Here is an 18,652-nt window from a genome sequence, read left to right as displayed (position 1 = left end):
ACAGGTGCTGCATGGCTGACGATTTTACCCCAAGCGCCTGTGGCTGGTTGCTTCTAATCCCCCAACTCCCGGCCAAGCCTGCCTATCTACGCGTGCGGGTATGGAGGCGCTTGCAGGCGATCGGTGCGGCCCCGCTCAAGAACGCAGTCCACGCCCTTCCTAAGCGCGACGACACGCGCGCGCTGTTCGAGGAACTACGGGCAGAGATCACCGCCGGCGGCGGTGAGGCGCTTATCTTGGAGGCACGGCTTGCTAACGGGATGACGGACGCCGAACTTTGCGCCGTGTTCGATGCGGCCCGCGATGCCGACTATGACGAGCTGACGCGCGAGGCCCGCGACTTGCTCACTGGCGGGGAAGTCGCCGTGGCGGACGCCCGGCGGCTCCGGAAGCGCTTGGACGAGATCGCCGCCATCGACTTCTTCGGCGCGCACGGACGGCAAGCCGCACTGGCGACCATCGCCGACGCGGAACGGCGCGCCCACGAGCACCCGGACGTGAGCGGGCCGGGCGCGCCGGAATTGACACCTGCGGAGCTGAAGGGCCGCACTTGGGTCACGCGGCGGCATGTTCATGTCGACCGCATCGCATCCGCCTGGCTGATTCGCCGGTTCATCGACTCGGATGCCAGCTTCAAGTTTGTGGACGGCAAGGGCTATGCGCCCGAGCCCGGCGAGCTGCGCTTCGACATGGCGGACGCGGAGTTTACCCACGAGGGCGACCGCTGCACCTTCGAGACGCTGGTGCTCCGGACAGGGCTCGACGGCGACCAGGCGCTGCGCGCGCTCGCCGAGATCATCCACGATCTCGACATCGCGGACGGCAAGTTCGGCCGGCCCGAGGCGGCGGGCATCGCCGCGCTGATCAACGGCATCTGCGCGGGCACGGACGATGACGTGGAGCGGATCGCGCGCGGGTCAGGCGCGCTGGACGGCTTTCACGCGCATTTCGCTAAGCAACGTGGCGCATAAGGGAGCAGGTCATGGCGAGCATCGAACATCCCGCCCCCGCAAACGCCGTCGATGACGCTTGGCCGCCCGAGCAGACTTACATCGCGCTGTTCATACGCTTCCTGAAATTTGGCGCGATGGCCTTTGGCGGGCCGGTGGCGCAGATCGCGATGATCCGGCGCGAACTGGTCGACGAAGAGCGGTGGATCCCGAGCGATAGCTTCAACAAGCTGCTGGCGGTCATGCAGGTGCTTCCGGGGCCGGAAGCGCATGAACTCTGCGTCCATCTCGGCATTCGCGCCAAAGGGCGGCTGGGTGGGCTGCTCGCTGGGCTCGGTTTCATGCTGCCGGGCCTCGTCCTTATGCTCGCGCTCGCCTGGGCCTATACGCGGCTGCCAATCCAGGGGACGCTCCTCGGAGCGGCGTTCCTGGGCGTCCAGGCGGCCGTGATCGCAGTGATCGTGCGAGCGGTGCACCGGATCGGCGAGCATATCCTGCTCGACCCGTGGCTCTGGGCCGCGGCGATTGCGGCGGCGGTCGCCTCGCTCGTCGGCGTTAGCTTCTGGATTGTGCTCCCGGCGGCTGGCGCGGCCTACGCGCTGGGCTCGACCCGCCGTTACGTATTCGCCGCGACCGTGATCGCAGTTGCGGCCGGCATTGCGGCTTTAACCTGGACGGGCGGCTCTGGGGCCGCTGAGGAGGCGGTAGGGCTTGGGGAAACGACGCCAACGGCCGCAGCGCTGTTCTGGGCCGGGCTGAAGGGCGGCCTGCTGACCTTCGGTGGAGCCTACACCGCCATTCCGTTCATCCGGAACGACACGGTGGGCCGGGGCTGGATGACCGACGCGCAGTTCCTCGACGGGCTGGGTCTGTCCGGCATCCTGCCGGCCCCGCTCGTCATCTTCGCCACCTTCGTGGGCTTCGTGAGCGGCGGCTTGGCCGGCGCGCTCGCGATAACGGCCGGGATGTTCCTGCCCGCCTTCGCCTTCTCGCTCCTGCTCTACGAGCGGCTGGAAGCGGTGGCCGAGCACAAGCGGCTCCAGCTCTTTTTGGCGGGCGTTGCCGCTGGCGTGGTCGGCCTGATCGTGGTGACCGTCGTGGACCTCGCCCAGACCACGGCCGCGCGCACGCCGAACATGATCGCCAGCGCGCTCGTGTTCGCGGTCGCGCTGGCGATCATGTATCGTTGGAAGAACAAGCTCGCGACACCCGTCGTGCTGGCGATCGGGGCGACCATCGGCGCATTCGCTCTAAGTTAGGCGACGATGCATCTGCTGCGGATCAATGTCCTGATATCGCACCGACGTTGATCGGGGTAGAAGCGCGGCCAAGGACCGGTCGGGACTGAACTGAAGACGGCTTCCCGCAAGCTCGGTTCATCAGGCGAACACGCAAGCAACAGAAAACCTCTCGCCTGCATCCATATATCCGCTATGCTGGATATATGGATAATAAGTCGGCCATTGCTGCGCTGGGTGCGCTCGCGCAAGGCACGCGCCTGGACGTGTTCCGCCTGCTGGTGCGGCACGTACCGGACGGTTTGGCGGCCGGCGGAATCGCCCGCCAACTCGACGTGCCGCAGAACACCATGTCGGCGCACCTCAGCATTCTCGCGCGCGCGGGCCTGGTCCGCTCCGAACGGCGTAGCCGCTCGATCATGTACCGTGCCAATCTGGACGGCCTGCGCGCGCTGACGCTTTTTCTCGTCAAGGATTGCTGCGCCGGCGACGCCAGCGTCTGCGCGCCGCTGGTCGCCGAACTCGCCCTCTGTCGCTGAATGGGCGCCGGTTTATGCCCGTCGATATCGTCATCTACCACAATCCTGAGTGCGGCACGTCGCGCAACGTGCTGGGCTTGATCCGCAATGCCGGAATCGAGCCGCATGTGGTCGAGTATCTGAAAACCCCTCCCACCCGCGCGCTGCTGGTCGAGCTGATCGACCGCGCCGGGATCACACCACGCGAGCTGCTGCGCGAGAAGGGAACGCCCTATGCTGCGTTAGGTCTGGGTGAGGCTTCGCTGTCGGATGAGGAGCTGATCGACGCGATGGTGGCGCATCCGGTCCTCATCAATCGGCCACTGGTAGTCTCACCCTCGGGCGTGAAGCTCTGCCGACCCTCCGAAGCTGTGCTCGATCTGCTGCCTGCGCCGCAGCGGGGCGCATTCGCCAAGGAAGACGGAGAACTGGTGGTCGGCGCTTCCGGCCAGACTGTGCTCTGATGGCGACGCTTGCTTCGGAACAAATCCGCCCAGGCATGTCCACCTTCGAGCGCTACCTAACGCTCTGGGTCGCGCTGTGCATCGCCGTCGGCATCGGCCTGGGTTGGCTCGTGCCGGGACTGTTCGCCTCCATCGCAGCGGCGGAGGTCGCGCGCGTCAACTTGGTCGTCGCCGTGCTGGTCTGGCTCATGATCGTCCCCATGCTCCTCAAGATCGACTTCGGCTCGCTCGGGTCGGTTCGCCAGCACTGGAAGGGTGTGGGCGTCACGCTGTTCATCAATTGGGCGGTCAAGCCGTTCTCGATGGCGGCGCTGGGCACGTTCTTCATCGGTTGGCTATTCGCGCCGTTGCTCCCGGCCGGAGAAGGTCCGTCCTATATTGCCGGGCTGATCCTGCTCGCCGCCGCGCCCTGCACGGCGATGGTGTTCGTCTGGTCGAACCTTTGCGATGGCGAGCCGAACTACACGCTGTCCCAAGTCGCTTTGAACGACGTGCTGATGATCTTCCTGTTCGCGCCGCTGGTGGCCCTGCTGCTCGGCGTCGCGGCCGTGACGGTGCCCTGGGACACGCTGATGCTGTCGGTCGTGCTCTACATCGTCGTACCCGTCATTGTCGCGCAAGTGATCCGGCGCGGAGTGTTGGGAAGCGGGGGCAAGCCCGCGCTCGATCGGCTGCTCGCCCGCCTCGGGCCGGTGTCACTGGTCGCGCTGCTGGCGACGCTGGTGCTGCTGTTCGGGTTTCAGGGCGAACAGATACTCGCCCGCCCGCTGGTGATCGCGCTCCTGGCCGTCCCCATTCTCATCCAAGTCTACTTCAATGCAGGGTTGGCTTACTGGCTCTCGCGCCGATTCGGAGTTGCATGGTGCGTCGCGGCTCCCGCAGCGCTAATCGGCGCGTCCAACTTCTTCGAGCTGGCGGTCGCCGCCGCCATATCGCTGTTCGGCCTGAACTCGGGCGCGGCGCTGGCAACCGTGGTGGGCGTGCTGGTCGAGGTGCCGGTCATGCTCTCGGTCGTGGCGATCGTGAAACGGTCGCGGGGCTGGTATGAGCGGGGCGCGGTCGCCTGATGCCGCTTCGCCAGCTCTCCGACCCCGATCGGCTCCCTGCGCTCGATCTGCGCCATGCGATAAAACGGCCCGCCCTCGGCCTCGGCGCTGGCGATCCTCCGCTCCGAATCCTGCTGCTCTACGGCTCCCTGCGCGAGCGATCGTTCTCGCGGCTGTGCGTCGAGGAAGCGGCCCGCCTGCTGCAATTCTTCGGCGCGGAAATCCGCATCTATGATCCCTCGGCGTTGCCGTTGCCCGATCAGGTCGCTGGCGACGATCATCCCGCCGTTCACGAACTGCGCGAGCTGTCGATGTGGTCGGAAGGGCAGGTGTGGTGCTCGCCGGAACGGCACGGCCAGATCACCGGCGTGATGAAGGCGCAAATCGACCACCTTCCGCTGAACATGGGCGGGATGCGCCCCACGCAAGGTCGCACGCTCGCGGTCATGCAGGTGTCGGCCGGATCGCAGTCGTTCAACAGCGTCAACACGCTCCGGGTTCTCGGCCGCTGGATGCGGATGGTCACAATCCCGAACCAGTCGAGCGTCGCCAAGGCGTTCACCGAGTTCGACGACGCCGGGCGTATGAAGCCGTCCAGCTACTACGATCGGATCGTGGACGTGATGGAGGAGTTGGTACGGTTCACCGTGCTGCTGCGGCCGCACGCTGCTCAGCTTGTCGATCGCTATTCCGAGCGGAAGGAAACGGGAGTGCCGATCAATCCGGCAACCGATCTGTCGAGCATCGCCACGGCTCCGCAAGTGGCTGATCGTTCCTGACGCCCTCAAGATTCTCGCCTAATCTAGTGCAGCACGAACGCCCCGCTCGGTGAGCGGGGCGTCGTTGCCGGTCAGCGGGACCAGATGAGGGCGTATTCGCCGGCGGTGTCGGTTTCGACCAAGGTGGGATAGATCGGAGCCGGAAAGGTCGGATCGTCCAGCTTGACCACGATGTAGTCGCGGTTCTCGCGGCTGGTCTTCTTCCATCCGGCGCCGCACTCGACCGTTCCGACCGAGCAGCGGTAGTCGGGAGCCTTGTCGCTCTCCTTCTCGACTGGGCGAATCGTCGTCTTCGCCTTGAGGGTAAGGGTTGTGATGGTGCCCGTGAAGTTGCCATTGTCCGCCTTGGTGAAGGTGCCGATGGTCGCCATGTCAAAGTTCCTTTCGCTTTCGGGCCACGACCACCGCGGCCTCGATGGCGATCGGTGAAGCGGGGACGATCGGACGCGCACCGCTTGCGGCCGCAGCGCAGCGGAGGATGGCGAAGCGCGGCTTTTTTGCTTCGCGATGCAAAGCCGAAGGCGGCGGAAAAAAGCCGCGCGTCGCCGTTGCGCCAGGCCGGGCGAGGCGAAGCCGGCCCCGATTAGATCAAGCCAATCGAGAGGCCGTGTGGTGGTGACTCAGAGGGGATGGTGATGTCGGCAGACCCTCGGCATCAGCGATAAGTCGTCGGCATGGTCACGCGCGAGCACGTCGTGTTCATGGCGGAGAAGAGCTGGACCCGCACCTCGATGGGGAGCGAGCGCACAGGACGCGCAGTTTGGACGGGATGGCTTGCCGTTGCAACGGAAGGTGTCGATGCTCGCGAGGTTGCCCGATGGAAAGTAGGTCTTGCTGGATGCCAACGCCGCTCATCTATGTCGCCGCCGCGTTCGCGGAGATTGCCGGCTGTTTCGCTTTCTGGGCGTGGCTGCGCCTCGGCAAGTCGATTCTGTGGATCGTGCCGGGGCTGGCGTCGCTGGCGTTGTTCGCTTGGCTGCTGACGTTGGTGGACAGCGCGGCGGCGGGCCGAGCCTACGCTGCTTATGGCGGCGTCTATATCGCAGCCTCGCTGATTTGGCTGTGGTCCGTCGAGGGGCTGCGGCCGGACCGCTGGGATGCGATTGGCGCGGGGATCTGCCTGTTGGGAGCGAGCGTGATCCTGTTCGGGCCACGCACTGCCTGATCTTCGCGCGAGCCGGGCCGTGGCCCGGCGAGCGCGCCGTTACGAGCAATGACGATCGGCGGCGCGCCAGGCGCGGCCGATTTATGTCGGGGGGAAGAACCGGGACCGCTCGCGCGGCCCCGGTCCTGCGCCGCTATTCGGCGGCGACGGCGTAAGACGCTTCGCCGTCCTCCGCCTCGGCATCGGGTGCCTCCACTGTGGACGGCTGCTTCACGGCTTCCTCACTCTCGACCTCCACAGGCGACGGGTTCTCCGCCTTCACCGCTCCGGTTCGCAGACAAAAGGGCAACCAGCCGGTCCCGGATAGAAGCTGCTCGGCGGCTTGCGCCATGTCCGGCTTCTTCATGTCCGCGATGCGGCGGGCAGCGTCCTCGGAAACCGCTTCGGTCACGGCCTCAAGGATGTTCGCCTTGGTGATGCGGCCAAGGTAGCTCTCCACGGTTGGCGTCCAGTCCTTCGCCACGTCCAGCGCTAGGGCCGTCGCCAGCCTATCCGCCGTTTGCAGCGACCGGGGCTTGCGGTCCCAGGGCAAGCGAAGGGCATTGACCGTGCGGGACGCGCAATGCGCCAGCAACGCCAGCCGCTTCTCATCGTCCAGCCCGACGATGAAGTCCCAAAGGTCCGCCACGTCACGCGGCAACCGCTCGGCCCATGCCTCGCGCGCCTCGCTCGCCCGCGCCGCCAACGGGGTGTCCTCGATCCCGTCCGCGTGGCTGCCAAGCGGCGTCACAGTCGGACGAACCTCAAGGCAACCGGCCTCGGTGTAGCTGTAGAACAACTGCGCCGTAAGCGTGTGGGTCAAAGCGATCAGCGCCAAGTCGGGCCGTTCGCCAAGGGCAACGCGCAAGGCCAGCGTCCGATAGGCGGACAGGTCACGGGTGAGGCTGTCGGAAATCGGTTTGCCCGGTTCCTCGTCCTCCTCCTCGATCTCCTGCACGTCCTCGGCGCCGTCCTCGGGATGTTCGTCCTCCGGGGCGACCGCATCGCCTTCGGCCTCCGGCTCGGGCCGCGGGTCCGCCAGCGCCTCGTCCTCGGGCCGAACGAAACCGCGCTCGATCCGCGCCGCGCCGTCGTGATTGAGGATCACGAACAGGCCGCCGTTGGCGATCACCTTGGGGTCGTAGGCCGAACGCTGGGCGCTGATCGTGTCGATCTCGTCCGACTTGGCTTGCAGCTTTTCGGCCATGTCTTCCGGCATTTCGTCATACGACGAATAGCCTTCGGCGAGCGCGTCATGCTCGGCGGACAACACCTCCAACCGCGCCTCGTCCTCATCGGACAGGGCAATCGGCTCGGGGTAGAAACGCCCCATCCCGTGCGCATGGGGATAGTCGATATGCGCCTCGGCCCATTTCCAGCCCTCGGCCTGCACCTCGCCCGCGATTTCGCGCAGCTTTTCGACGGCGAGCATGTCGAGCAAGCCCGCATCCTCGAAGAACCCGCCACTGTCGTCGCTGAACAGGTCGCGGATGATGGTGCCGCCCGCCTCGACATAGGCGTCGATGCCGACGAACACCGCACGGCGATCACTGGCGGGGACGTTGCCAGCCGTCATGTCGCGGCGGATGATCCACGGCTCGCGGTTGTAATGCAGGTTCTCGAACACCTGCTCCTGCCGGGCGTGGTCCTCGGCGATGGCGAAGGCCATAAGCTGGTCGAGCGTCAGTCCGTTTTCCCGATAAACCTGCAACAGCTTGGGGCTAACCGCGCCAAGGCGAAGCCGCTGCTTCACCACAGAAGCCGGCACGCCGAACCGTGCGCCGATCTCCTCCGCGCCCCAGCCTTTGTTCTCGGACAGCTCGCGGAACCGCTCGAACTGATCGGCCGGGTGCATGGCTTCGCGGGTGACGTTCTCGTCCAGGCTGATCTCGGCCGGGTCGTTCTCGGTGTCGAGATAGCAGCGGATCGGCTGCGACCTCTTGATCTGCTTGCGCTTGGCGCGAAGCAACTGCGCCAGCCTGCGGCCCTCGCCAGCGGTAACGAGATATGCGCCGGTCGGCGTACCGTCCTCCCGAACCTCGGGCTCGATTACAAGGTTCTGGATCATCCCCTTGTGCTGGATGCTCGCGGCGAGCGCCTCGATCACGGCTTCGCTATGCGGCACCTTGCGGGCGTTCTTGGGCGACTTCCGAAGCTTGTTCAGCGGCACGAAAATCTCGACGCCGGACACGGGCTCGGCGGCAGTGGTTTGGGTAACAGCGTTCATCGCACTACTCCTTCTAAAACCACACACACCCCGGAATGGGGTGGGCGGCGAAAGAGCGACCGGCAGGCCTGCCGACGGAGCCGGGCTGCACCCGTAGGGCCGAAACGAAGTGGAGGACGCGCTAACAGCGCGTTGCGGCCCGGCGCGGCGGGCCTAATGGAAGCGATCGCCCACCCCATCACGGGGAGTGCAACGACCGTTCACGCGATCGGGCCGGCGCAGCCCTGGCCCGATCTCCGCAGCTCGGAACGACGTGAATCCGCCAGCGGATTCGCCGAACGGCGCGGAATGCGCCGTCCCGCCATGGCGATCGTCACCGGCACGGACGAGACCCGCCAGGGGCTCGTTCGGAGCGAAGCGGAGATAGAGCGGCGGTCCCGAAGGGAGGCGCCAGATGCTTGGGCAGCTACGGCACCCGCCTAGATCGAGATCCGGCATCGCTTCATGCAGATCTTGCTCTTTCCCGCCTAGTTGACACCTCTACTTTGTGCTGATGTCCTCCAAGCTCCTCGCCGCCGACTTGCCGGCCGACCAATCCCCTGGGCGGAGATCGACAGCGTGAAGCGCCGGGCTAAGCACCGGCTCCGCGGTTGGGCGCAGGGGCTTACCTTCCCGCTCTTGGACACGAAGGCAGCAGAGCCCAAGCGTCGCCGCAAGGACGACGTTCCCATCACCGTAACCGACGATTGGCCCGAGAACGTACCGATCGGGGACGATGAGTTGCGCATGATCGAGGGCTATATGCGAAGCGAGTTGGATGAGCTGTTCGGTCCGCTGCCCTGAGCGCCGACCTTGAGATTCCACGCATCATCGACTAACATGCTGTCATTGACTTATGGAGGTCAGGATGGCCGTGATGACGATCCGAAACATCGACGATGTGATCAAGAAGCGGCTGCGGGTCCGCGCCGCGACCAATGGTCGCTCGATGGAAGATGAGGCGCGGGACATCCTGCGCTCCGCGCTGTCGACGGATGAACCGCGCCCGCGCAATCTCGCGCTCGCAATCCACGAGCGGTTCGGGGCGCTGGGCGGAGTCGACATTCCGGCGGTGCCGCGTGAAGCCATCCGGGCGCCGGTGGACTTCGGCGAATGATCGTCCTCGACACGAACGTCATTTCCGAGCTGATGCGGCGCGAACCCGATGCCGCAGTCATGGCTTGGCTCGGCGAACAGCCGATGGCGGGTGTGTTCACGACGACGCTGACCCAGGCGGAGATCTTTTACGGCTTGGCGCTGCTGCCCGCAGGGCGCCGCCGCGACACGCTGATGGCGGCCGCGCGGCCGATGTTCGAGGTCGACCTCGCCGGGCGCGTGCTTCCCTTCGATACGGAGGCCGCCTTAACTTATTCCGATATCGCGGCAGGGCGCCGAAGGGGCGGTAAACCGATCAGCCAGATCGACGCGCAAATCGCCGCCATCGTCCGCTCGCGCGGCGCTCGACTGGCGACTCGCAATGTCTCCGATTTCGCCGACTGCGGCATCACGGTCGTCAACCCGTGGACCGAGAGATGAAGAGCGCCGCCGTCTGCTCTTATCTGTGCTACCCGGCCGAGAAGACTTTGCGCAAGGTGGGCGCGAGCGGCAACCTGTCCGCATGGCCGCGTCAAGCAAGCTCCGTCGCCGAACGCCGCGTCATCCTGCGCTTTGCCCGGATGACTTGCTCGACTACACTCAGTTGCCGTCACGCAGTGTTCGGTTTCGCGCCGGGCGACCGCCCAAGGACGATCTTTCGACCTGGAGTGTCACCGACGACTGGCCGGAGCGCGTGCCAGTCACGAGCGTCGAGGTGGACGTGTTCGAGGCGTGGTTCGGCGAGGTCTTCGACGAGCTGTTCGGGCCGTGCCAATGACGTGAGGAGCCTGCCATGACCGTGCCGGTGCGCGCCGCCCTTTACCTGCGCGTTTCGACGGCGCGGCAGGCGGAGCACGACGTCTCGATCCCCGATCAGCGCAAGCAGGGCGAAGCCTATTGTCTCTCGCGGGGATTGGAATTGGTCGACACTTTCGTCGAGGCGGGCGCGTCCGCCACCAACGATCGCCGACCCGAGTTCCAGCGGATGATCGAGGCTGGAACGAGCAAGCCCGCGCCATTCAACGTCGTCGTGGTCCACAGCTTCTCGCGCTTCTTCCGCGATCACTTCGAGCTGGAGTTCTATGTCCGCAAGCTGGCCAAGAATGGCGTAAGACTGCTCTCGATCACCCAAGAAATGGGCGACGATCCGATGCACGTCATGATGCGGCAGATCATGGCGCTGTTTGATGAGTATCAGTCCAAGGAGAACGCCAAGCACGTCCTGCGCGCCTTGAAGGAGAACGCACGGCAGGGCTTCTGGAACGGCTCGCTGCCGCCGATCGGCTACCGCGTGGTCGCAGCCGAACAGCGAGGCGCCAAGATCAAGAAGAAGCTGGAGATCGACCCGCTCCATGCCGACACGGTGCGGCTGGCGTTCCGGTTGGCGCTGGAGGGTGATGGCACGTCTGGGCCGATGGGCGTCAAGACAATCACCAAGCATCTCAACGAGCGCCGCATCTTCACCCGCGATGGCGGGCGCTGGGGCATCGGAACGGTGCATCGAATGCTGACCCGTCCGACCTACGCTGGCCGACACGAGTTCAACAAGCGAGGCAAGTCGAAGGAGCTGAAGCCTGCCGGAGAGGTGATCGCCGTCGAGGTGCCGCCGATCATCGACCAGGCGACGTTCGACGCGGTGCAAGCACATCTACGTTCGCGGAGCCCCAAGGTGGCGCATCCGCAGGTCGTCGGCGGCCCCACGCTGCTGACCGGGCTGATCCATTGCGGCAAGTGTGGCGGAGCGATGACCATCCGCACTGGCAAGGGCGGGCGCTATCGCTACTACACCTGCTCGGCCAAGGCGCGACAGGGACCGATCGCTTGCGAGGGCATGACCGTGCCGATGGAGAAGCTGGACGATCTGGTCGCCGGCCACCTGGAAAAACGGCTGCTCGATCCCGATCGGCTGGAGGACGTTCTATCGGCAGTCCTGGATCGCCGACAGGACCGATCCGACCGACGCCGCGACCATATCGCCGAGCTGAACAAGCGCGCTGCCGAGACCGAGTTGCGCTTGAAGCGACTCTACGACGCCATCGAGAGCGGAGTCGCCGATCTTGACGACCCGGCTCTGAAGGATCGCATCGATGGGTTGAAGGCGACCCGGGACCAAGCACGGGCGGATGCCGAGCGCGCATCGGCGTTGCTGCAAAGCTCGGCCCAGCAGGCGGTCACACCCATGATGCTCCGCAAGTTCGCGTCGACAGCGCGGCAACGCATCCACCTGGAAGGCGGCGGCTACCGTCGCGACCATCTTCGCGCGCTCGCCCAGCGGGTAGAGGTCGACAAAGGCGAAGTCCGGATCAAGGGCTCGAAGAGCAACCTGCTGCGCCTGCTCGTCGCTAACGGCGAAGGCACGGCGGTGGCTGGCGTGCCCAGCGTTATACCGAAGTGGCGGAGCGGGAGGGATTCGAACCCTCGATACGCTTTTGACGTATACTCACTTTCCAGGCGAGCGCCTTCGACCACTCGGCCACCGCTCCGCATGAACCTGATCGTCGCTGTAAGCGGCGTGGATCGGGTTCTTATCCAATCGCTCTGGAGGCGGCTCCCTATCGCGCGTCGCGCGGCGAGGCAAGGGGCATTGCACAAGGCTTTACATTATCCTGCGCGGCCTGTTTGATCGGAAGATGACCCATCGCTTTCGCGCCGCCATACCGTTTGCCGCCCTGATCGCCTTTCCCGCCTTCGCCATCGATCCACCCGCCACGCCGGCGGCGGTAGTGGCGCAGGCGCCCGCCGCCGCCTGGCGCGCCATTCCCCTGGACGAGTTGCTGGTGATGACGATCGAAGGCGACAAGCGCGTGGTGATACAACTCGCGCCTGCCTTCTCGCCGCGCCATGTCGCCAATATCCAGGCGCTCGCCAAGGCGCATTGGTGGGACGGCACCAGCATCAACCGGGTGCAGGATAATTATGTCGTGCAATGGGGCGATTCGACGGAAAAGAAGCCCATTCCGCCTGGCCTTTCGCCCACAAGTCCCGCTGATTATGCGATCCCGCTCGCCAACCGCCGCCTCGCCGTGACGCCCTTGCCCTATGCCGATCCCTATGCGTCCGCGACCGGCTTCGTTGCTGGCTGGCCGGTTGCGATGGACGGATCGGCGGCATGGCTGCCCCACTGCTATGGCTTTGTGGGCGTAGGGCGCAACAATTCGCCCGATGCGGGCACGGGGGCGGAACTCTATACCGTCATCGGTCAGGCGCCACGCCAGCTCGACCGCAATATCGCGGTGGTCGGCCGGGTGATCGACGGCATGGCGCTCCTGTCCAGCCTGCCGCGCGGCACCGGCGAGATCGGCTTCTACACGGCACAGGAGCATAAGGTGCCGATCCAGTCGGTCCGCCTTGCCAGCGAATTGCCGGAGGCGGAGCGGCCGCGCTTCCAGATGATGGACGTCACATCGCCCAGCTTTGCTGATTATCTGCGCCTGCGGGCCAACCGGAAGGATGATTTCTACGACCAGCCCGCGGGGGGCGTCGACCTGTGCAACGCGCCGGTTCCGGTCAGGGCAGCGCCTTGAGGCCGCGCAGGCGATAGCCCTGCCAGTCGCGGATGCGGCGGATGGCGAAGCTGGTGCGGATCGCTGACACGCCGGGCAGGCGGGCAAGGCAGTCGCGATGGATGGCGTCGAATCCCTTGAGGTCGGCGGCCGCCACCCGCAGCAGATAGTCGGCCTGTCCGGCCATCAGATGGCATTCCAATATTTCGGGGAAGTCCGCCACTGCCGCCTCGAACAGATCCATCGTTTCGCGGCTCTGGCTGGTGAGCGACATTTCGACGAAGGCGTGGAGTGTCAGTCCCAGCGCTTCGGGGTCGAGCCGCGCCGCATAGCCCGCGATCAGCCCGGTATCCTCAAGCGCCTTGATCCGCCGGTGACAGGCGGAGGCGGAGAGGCCGATGCGCTCCCCGAGGTCCGCCATCGATCGGCGCGAGTCGGACTGCAACGCTTCCAGCAACGCGACATCGAACCGATCCATGCAATGAAATCCTGAAAATTGCTTCGAGATCAGGATAACATCCCGCGTCAATCAGGCAAACCGGGAAAATCAGGGAACATTCGCTGATCCATCTGCGCTATTCTGCGGTCATGAGGACGCGCAGCGGCGCGCCACCTGTTTTTCCGGAGAGTCATGATGATCGTCGGCACCGTCAAAGAGATCAAGAATCACGAATATCGCGTCGGCCTGACGCCCGAGAGCGTGCATGAACTGACCGCGAGCGGCCATCGCGTGCTGGTGGAAACCGGCGCGGGCGAAGGCATCGGCGCCAGCGATGCGCTCTATGAGAAGGCGGGCGCGCAGATCGTCGCCACCGCCGCTGAAATCTTCGCCACGGCCGAGATGATCGTGAAGGTCAAGGAGCCGCAGGCCGTCGAACGCGCGATGCTGCGCCCTGGCCAGATCCTCTACACCTATCTCCACCTCGCCCCCGACCCGGAACAGACCCGCGACCTGATCGCGTCGGGTGCCACCTGCATCGCCTACGAAACCGTGACCGACGCCTCGGGCGGTTTGCCGCTGCTCAAGCCCATGAGCCAGGTCGCCGGACGCATGGCGATCCAGGCGGGCGCGACGGCGCTGGAAAAGGCGCATGGCGGCCGCGGCGTCCTGCTGGGCGGCGTGCCGGGCGTGCTGCCGGCGAAGGTCGTGGTGATCGGCGGCGGCGTCGTCGGCTTCAACGCGGCGCAGATGGCCGCGGGCCTGGGCGCTGACGTCACCATCCTCGATCGTAGCCCCGAAGTGCTGGAAAAGCTTGGCATGTATTTCGAGGCGCGGGCCAAGACCCGCTTCTCCAACCGCGCCAACCTGGCCGAATGCGTGGCCGAGGCGGATCTGGTGATCGGCGCGGTGCTCATCCCGGGCGCCGCTGCGCCCAAGCTGGTCAGCGCCGAAATGCTCAAGACCATGAAGAAGGGCGCCGTGCTGGTCGACGTCGCGATCGACCAGGGCGGTTGCTTTGAGACCAGCCATGCCACCACCCATGCCGAACCGACCTATGTCGTCGACGGCGTAGTCCATTATTGCGTCGCCAACATGCCCGGCGCCGTGGCGCGCACCAGCACCTATGCGCTCAACAATGTCACGCTGCCGCACGCACTGCGCATCGCCGACCTGGGCTGTAAGGAAGCGCTGCGCCGCGATCCGCACCTGCGCGCGGGCCTCAACGTCTGGGACGGCAAGGTGACCTATCAGGCGGTCGCGGAGGATCTGGGCCTGGCCTACACGCCTGCGGAAGAAGCGGTCGCCTGATCCGCCGCTGCTCGCATTTAATGGCGCTTTGACAAGCGCCGGACACAAGCGGCGCCAGCCCTCCCTTGGGGCTGGCGCCATTTTTTTGCCTTATCGCCGCCGCACTGGCGCGCGCTGTTTCCCAAGGTCGCAAGAGTTTGGGAGAAGCAAGGTGCGGGTTCCGCCCTTCCGTTCGTCTAGCCGGTCAGGGGGACATGAGCACATGCCCCCATGCAGCTTGGTTTCGCCGAAGAGAGGCATGGTCTAACGTCATGGTCGATTACCCCACATTCGCCGCCTTGATCCGCCGAGGCGAAAGCAGCAACATGCCTGCTGGCTGCAACGGGCAGGAAGGGGCGCGGTGATGCACGGTGACATCATGACCTGGCTGGTTCCGCTCGTCGCCATGCTCGGCGCCGGCCTGCTTGCTGGTTTTGCCGCGGGGATATTCGGGATCGGTGGCGGCTTCGTCGTCGTCCCGGCCTTGCTGGTCGTCCTGCCGCTGCTGGGTGGCACCAAGGACGCTATCGCCCATGTCGCGATCGGCACGTCGGCGGCGACCATCATCGTTACCTCTATCCGGTCCCTCATGTCCCACGCCAAGCGCGGCGCGGTGGAGTTCGAGGTGCTCAAGGCCTGGGCACCCTGGATCATCCTGGGCTGCGGCGCGGGCGTCCTGCTCGCCAGCCATGTCGATGGCACCACGCTCAAGATGATCTTCGGCGGCGGCGTGATCCTGATGTCGCTCAATTTCCTGCTGCCCAAGGTCAGCGGCAAGGTGCTGAGCGACACGATGCCGTCGGGTATCGTCCGGGTCGGCATCGCCGGCGGGCTTGGCACCTTTTCCTCGCTGCTGGGCATTGGTGGCGGCACCATCGCCATCATGGTGATGACGCTGTGCGGCCGCACCATTCACCGCGCCATCGCCACTGCATCGGGCATCGGCACGCTGATCGCCATTCCCACCACCATCGGCTTTGCCATCATCGGCCTCAAGGAGGGTGGCCTGCCCTGGGGTTCGCTGGGTTATATCAATATCCCGGCAACCGTCGCGATCGCTTCCATGTCGATGCTGACCGCGCCGCTCGGCGTCGCTGCCGCGCACAGCCTGCCGGCTGGCCCGCTGAAGAAGATCTTTGGCGTCTATCTTCTGATCATCGGTACTCTGATGCTGCGCGCCGGCCTCAAGATGTGATCGCATCCGCCTGATCGGCCGGACATTCGTCGGCCGCCGGTGACAGGCTAACAGCCTTTGTCACTGGCGGCCTTTGTCGTTATGGCTAAGTCGGGGGAGTTATGCCGCAGTCCGATCAGATTTCCGTCTTGCTGGTGGAGGATGACGCTGCTGCGCGCGTCAATATTGCCGCCATATTGAGCGGCGCCGGCATGGTGGTGGAGCAGGCGGAGGACGGGCAGGCGGGCCTGCATCGCGCCGGCAGCGGGCATCATGATGTCATCATCCTCGACCGGATGCTGCCCTATCTGTCCGGCATCGACGTCGTGACCCGGATGCGCGTGGCGGGGGTGGGGGCGCCTGTCCTGATGCTGTCTGCTCTGGGCCGCAGCGAGCATCGGGTCGAGGGGTTGGAAAGCGGCGTCGATGATTATCTGGCCAAGCCGTTCGAGCCGGATGAACTGGTCGCCCGCGTCCGCGCGCTCTGGCGCCGCGCCAGCCGCCGCAGCAGCCATGATCCGGTGTTGCTGTTCGGCGACCTGGAATGCCATGTCAAGGCCCGCACCGCCTTTCGTCAGGGGCGTCATCTGCCGCTGTCGCCCAAGGAATTCGAGCTGTTCCGCTACTTGATGGACCATGCGGGCGAAGTGGTGACGCGCGAAATGCTGCTGCGCCATGTCTGGAAACTCAGTTTCGATCCCCAGACCAATGTCGTCGACGTCAATGTCGGGCGCCTGCGCCGCAAGCTGGAGGATGGATTCGACAGTCCCGTGCTCGAAACCGTCTGGGGCACCGGTTATCGGCTGATCGCGCGGAACGGGCAGGCGATTGGCTAGGCCCGGTCTCTTCCGGTCGGTCTTCGGCCGGGTCACGCTGTCGGCGCTGCTGGTCAGCCTGGTGTCGACCCTTGTCCTGTTTCTGGTGGTCCGGCAGATCGTCGACAATGACGCGCGAACGATGCTGGGGCGGGAGGTCGACACCGATCTGGCCGGACTGGCCGATATCTATGTGAGCAGTGGCGATGACGAATTGCGGGCGCGCATCGCCGATCGCCTGGCTGTCCAGCGGGAAGATGGCGAGAGGGTCTGGTATCTTCTCGCCGACGCCGATGGCCATCCCCTGGCCGGGAATCTCGACCGGTGGCCGGCCATCGCGCCCGAAGTATCGGAAGCCCGCTTCGTCGCGCTGCCAGCCGGCGAGCGGATGTTCGCGCGGGCGACGCGGCTCGCACCTGATGCCCGGCTGGTCGTAGGGCGCAGCGATTATCGTGGACAGGCGTTGCTGGCGCGTCTGGCCATGGCCTTCGCCACGGCTGGTGCGTTGATCGCCTTGCTCAGCCTCGTGGCCGGGCATTTCGCCGCGCGCCGGCTGCGCGCGCGGGTCGAGGCGGTGAACGCTACATTCGCCTCGGTTCGCGCCGGCCACATCGCGGCGCGGGCGCCTGGCGCCGGGAACAATGACGAACTGGCCGAACTGGCTGCCAACACCAACGCGATGCTGGACCAGGTCGAACGGCTGGTCGAGGCGCAACGGACCGTGTCCGACCAGACTGCGCATGAGATACGAACGCCGCTGATGCATCTCGATACCCGCATCCTCAAGGCGATGGAGGCGACGCAGGACGAGATGCTGCTGCGGACGCTGGATCAGTCGCGGGCCGAGATCCGGGGCGTCGTCCGCCTGCTCGATTCGCTGCTGGACATTGCCGGGACGCAGGCGATGCGCGGCGACATGCGCGGTCTGGCGGAGGTCAATCTGAGCGACATCGCCGAGAGTCTGGCCGACCTCTATGGCGCGAGCGCAGAGGAACTGGGCATTGGCTTCCATGCGCGAATCGCGCCGGGAGTGTTGTTCCGCGCCGACCCCATGCAGATGATGCGGCTGATGTCCAACCTGCTCGACAATGGCTTCAAATATGTGCCGAGCGGCGGGACTGTGTCGCTCGAACTGTCGCCGGGGCCCTATATCGTCGTGCAGGATGATGGCCCCGGCATCCCTCGTGCCGATCGGCATCGCATTTTCGAACGGTACGTCCGGCTCGACGGAGCGCCGGACGGCGGCCATGGCCTGGGCCTGTCCCTTGCGCTGGCGATCGCGGAGCGGCATGGCCTGTCGCTCTATGTGGAAGACGCCGCGCCCGGCGCGCGCTTCGTCGTGCAGCCGGAGGATGAATCATGATCGGGCTGCTGTTGCCGGGACTGTTGCTGGCGGCGTCGCCGCACGCCACCGCGACCGACATGCTGCCGGACGATCCGATCTTGCGCACGCTGCTGGAGGGCGAGGCGGCGCAGTCGAGCGGCGATCATGCCGCCTTGCTGGACCGGGTGCAGAGCCTCGTCGCGCTGGGCGCCAAGCCGGCGGAGGGGCAGGAGGATCTGGCCGCGCGCTGGACGCGGGAGGCGAGGGATCATGGCGTCACCGGGACGACGCCGGACTTTCGCGGGCGAGCCCTGGGGCCGGCCTATCGGCGCGGTTCGCTCGTGCCGGGCGCAAGCCTCGTCATGCGGCAACTGTTTCTGGGCGGGCAGCGCGCACAGATTTTCGTCGCACCTGCAGCGCGCCCCGCAAACCTGTCCATCCGCGTCCAGGGCGCGGACGGCGCGACGCTCTGCGCCAAGCCGGTCGGCGGGCCGCAGGTCGATTGCGCCTGGATGCCTCTCTTCACCGATCGCTTCAATATCGTGATCGAAAATGGCGGCTCGGCGCCCGCCAGCTTCTATCTGGTCGTCAGATAGATCAAGCCTCTGATATAAATATTGAAAATGTCTATCCGGGCCGTCTGGGGGCGCTCGGCCCGTCGTCGCGC

The 18,652-nt window shown here is 65.7% G+C and carries 20 protein-coding genes, 1 tRNA gene and 1 pseudogene; 17 read left to right on the top strand and 5 right to left on the bottom strand.

Going from position 1 to position 18,652, the window contains the following annotated elements; genetic code table 11:
• Positions 1 to 11 precede the first annotated feature (11 nt).
• The 6 genes from A7Q26_RS23465 (at position 12) to arsH (ending at position 4,995) form a co-directional block, all read left to right on the top strand.
• Entirely contained in the window at positions 12 to 971 is a 960-nt protein-coding gene (locus A7Q26_RS23465; RefSeq protein WP_332308786.1) for a chromate resistance protein ChrB domain-containing protein, read from the top strand.
• 11 nt (positions 972 to 982) lie between these two features.
• Positions 983 to 2,209, top strand: a complete 1,227-nt coding sequence (gene chrA / locus A7Q26_RS23460) for a chromate efflux transporter (protein WP_084439283.1) — start codon at positions 983 to 985, stop codon at positions 2,207 to 2,209.
• A 185-nt stretch (positions 2,210 to 2,394) separates the two neighbouring features.
• A complete protein-coding gene (locus tag A7Q26_RS23455; protein WP_066865448.1) occupies positions 2,395 to 2,727 on the top strand; it encodes an ArsR/SmtB family transcription factor in 333 nt (110 codons plus the stop codon).
• 14 nt (positions 2,728 to 2,741) lie between these two features.
• A complete protein-coding gene (gene arsC, locus A7Q26_RS23450) occupies positions 2,742 to 3,170 on the top strand; it encodes an arsenate reductase (glutaredoxin) (RefSeq protein WP_066865446.1) in 429 nt (142 codons plus the stop codon).
• A gap of 35 nt (positions 3,171 to 3,205) precedes the next feature.
• Positions 3,206 to 4,237 (top strand): ACR3 family arsenite efflux transporter, encoded by a 1,032-nt coding sequence (gene arsB, locus A7Q26_RS23445; protein WP_232313904.1) that lies wholly within the window; start codon positions 3,206 to 3,208, stop codon positions 4,235 to 4,237.
• Positions 4,237 to 4,995 carry an arsenical resistance protein ArsH gene (arsH, locus tag A7Q26_RS23440; protein WP_066865440.1) on the top strand — a complete coding sequence of 253 codons (759 nt, stop codon included), beginning with the start codon at positions 4,237 to 4,239 and terminating at the stop codon, positions 4,993 to 4,995. The genes arsB and arsH overlap by 1 nt, the downstream gene beginning before the upstream one ends.
• A gap of 71 nt (positions 4,996 to 5,066) precedes the next feature.
• Here the strand turns inward: arsH and A7Q26_RS23435 are convergent, their stop codons facing one another.
• Positions 5,067 to 5,366, bottom strand: coding sequence for a DUF736 domain-containing protein (locus tag A7Q26_RS23435; protein ID WP_054725741.1), 300 nt, complete (start codon positions 5,364 to 5,366; stop codon positions 5,067 to 5,069).
• A gap of 467 nt (positions 5,367 to 5,833) precedes the next feature.
• Between A7Q26_RS23435 and A7Q26_RS23430 the strand changes: the two genes are divergently transcribed.
• A complete protein-coding gene (locus tag A7Q26_RS23430; RefSeq protein WP_066865437.1) occupies positions 5,834 to 6,160 on the top strand; it encodes a YnfA family protein in 327 nt (108 codons plus the stop codon).
• A gap of 133 nt (positions 6,161 to 6,293) precedes the next feature.
• Here the strand turns inward: A7Q26_RS23430 and A7Q26_RS23425 are convergent, their stop codons facing one another.
• Positions 6,294 to 8,366 (bottom strand): ParB/RepB/Spo0J family partition protein, encoded by a 2,073-nt coding sequence (locus tag A7Q26_RS23425; protein ID WP_066865434.1) that lies wholly within the window; start codon positions 8,364 to 8,366, stop codon positions 6,294 to 6,296.
• 558 nt (positions 8,367 to 8,924) lie between these two features.
• On the opposite strand from A7Q26_RS23425, the gene A7Q26_RS23420 reads away from it, so the two are divergent.
• The 4 genes and pseudogenes from A7Q26_RS23420 to A7Q26_RS26105 all read left to right on the top strand — a co-directional run.
• The gene (locus A7Q26_RS23420) at positions 8,925 to 9,149 is read left to right on the top strand and encodes a hypothetical protein (RefSeq protein WP_066865431.1); all 225 of its coding nucleotides are present in this window, start codon (positions 8,925 to 8,927) and stop codon (positions 9,147 to 9,149) included.
• 64 nt (positions 9,150 to 9,213) lie between these two features.
• Positions 9,214 to 9,462: a FitA-like ribbon-helix-helix domain-containing protein gene (locus tag A7Q26_RS23415; RefSeq protein ID WP_066865535.1), complete on the top strand. Its 249-nt coding sequence runs from the start codon at positions 9,214 to 9,216 to the stop codon at positions 9,460 to 9,462.
• A complete protein-coding gene (locus A7Q26_RS23410; protein ID WP_066865428.1) occupies positions 9,459 to 9,881 on the top strand; it encodes a type II toxin-antitoxin system VapC family toxin in 423 nt (140 codons plus the stop codon). Before A7Q26_RS23415 ends, A7Q26_RS23410 begins: the two co-directional genes overlap by 4 nt.
• 352 nt (positions 9,882 to 10,233) lie before the next feature.
• Positions 10,234 to 11,307 (top strand): annotated as a pseudogene (locus tag A7Q26_RS26105) (recombinase family protein); the annotation flags it as partial.
• Between the two features lie 51 nt (positions 11,308 to 11,358).
• On the opposite strand, the gene A7Q26_RS26100 reads toward A7Q26_RS26105, so the two are convergent.
• Entirely contained in the window at positions 11,359 to 11,694 is a 336-nt protein-coding gene (locus tag A7Q26_RS26100) for a hypothetical protein (protein WP_232313903.1), read from the bottom strand.
• Between the two features lie 138 nt (positions 11,695 to 11,832).
• A tRNA-Ser gene (locus A7Q26_RS23400) sits at positions 11,833 to 11,923 on the bottom strand.
• Between the two features lie 147 nt (positions 11,924 to 12,070).
• On the opposite strand from A7Q26_RS23400, the gene A7Q26_RS23395 reads away from it, so the two are divergent.
• Positions 12,071 to 12,964: a peptidylprolyl isomerase gene (locus tag A7Q26_RS23395; protein WP_066865422.1), complete on the top strand. Its 894-nt coding sequence runs from the start codon at positions 12,071 to 12,073 to the stop codon at positions 12,962 to 12,964.
• Here A7Q26_RS23395 and A7Q26_RS23390 read toward each other — a convergent pair.
• Positions 12,948 to 13,421: an Lrp/AsnC family transcriptional regulator gene (locus A7Q26_RS23390; RefSeq protein ID WP_066865419.1), complete on the bottom strand. Its 474-nt coding sequence runs from the start codon at positions 13,419 to 13,421 to the stop codon at positions 12,948 to 12,950. The genes A7Q26_RS23395 and A7Q26_RS23390 overlap by 17 nt on opposite strands.
• Positions 13,422 to 13,577: 156 nt before the next feature.
• Between A7Q26_RS23390 and ald the strand changes: the two genes are divergently transcribed.
• The 5 genes from ald (at position 13,578) to A7Q26_RS23365 (ending at position 18,581) form a co-directional block, all read left to right on the top strand.
• A complete protein-coding gene (gene ald / locus A7Q26_RS23385; protein ID WP_066865533.1) occupies positions 13,578 to 14,693 on the top strand; it encodes an alanine dehydrogenase in 1,116 nt (371 codons plus the stop codon).
• A 343-nt stretch (positions 14,694 to 15,036) separates the two neighbouring features.
• Positions 15,037 to 15,867 (top strand): sulfite exporter TauE/SafE family protein, encoded by an 831-nt coding sequence (locus A7Q26_RS23380; protein WP_066865416.1) that lies wholly within the window; start codon positions 15,037 to 15,039, stop codon positions 15,865 to 15,867.
• Positions 15,868 to 15,968: 101 nt separating this feature from the next.
• Positions 15,969 to 16,682 (top strand): response regulator transcription factor, encoded by a 714-nt coding sequence (locus A7Q26_RS23375; RefSeq protein ID WP_066865413.1) that lies wholly within the window; start codon positions 15,969 to 15,971, stop codon positions 16,680 to 16,682.
• Entirely contained in the window at positions 16,675 to 18,024 is a 1,350-nt protein-coding gene (locus tag A7Q26_RS23370; protein ID WP_066865410.1) for a sensor histidine kinase, read from the top strand. The genes A7Q26_RS23375 and A7Q26_RS23370 overlap by 8 nt, the downstream gene beginning before the upstream one ends.
• The gene (locus A7Q26_RS23365; RefSeq protein WP_066865407.1) at positions 18,021 to 18,581 is read left to right on the top strand and encodes a hypothetical protein; all 561 of its coding nucleotides are present in this window, start codon (positions 18,021 to 18,023) and stop codon (positions 18,579 to 18,581) included. The genes A7Q26_RS23370 and A7Q26_RS23365 overlap by 4 nt, the downstream gene beginning before the upstream one ends.
• Positions 18,582 to 18,652 lie beyond the last annotated feature (71 nt).

Origin of the sequence: Sphingobium sp. TCM1 (genome assembly GCF_001650725.1) — a bacterium.
Lineage (GTDB): Bacteria > Pseudomonadota > Alphaproteobacteria > Sphingomonadales > Sphingomonadaceae > Sphingobium.
This window is presented reverse-complemented; position numbering and strand designations above follow the sequence as displayed.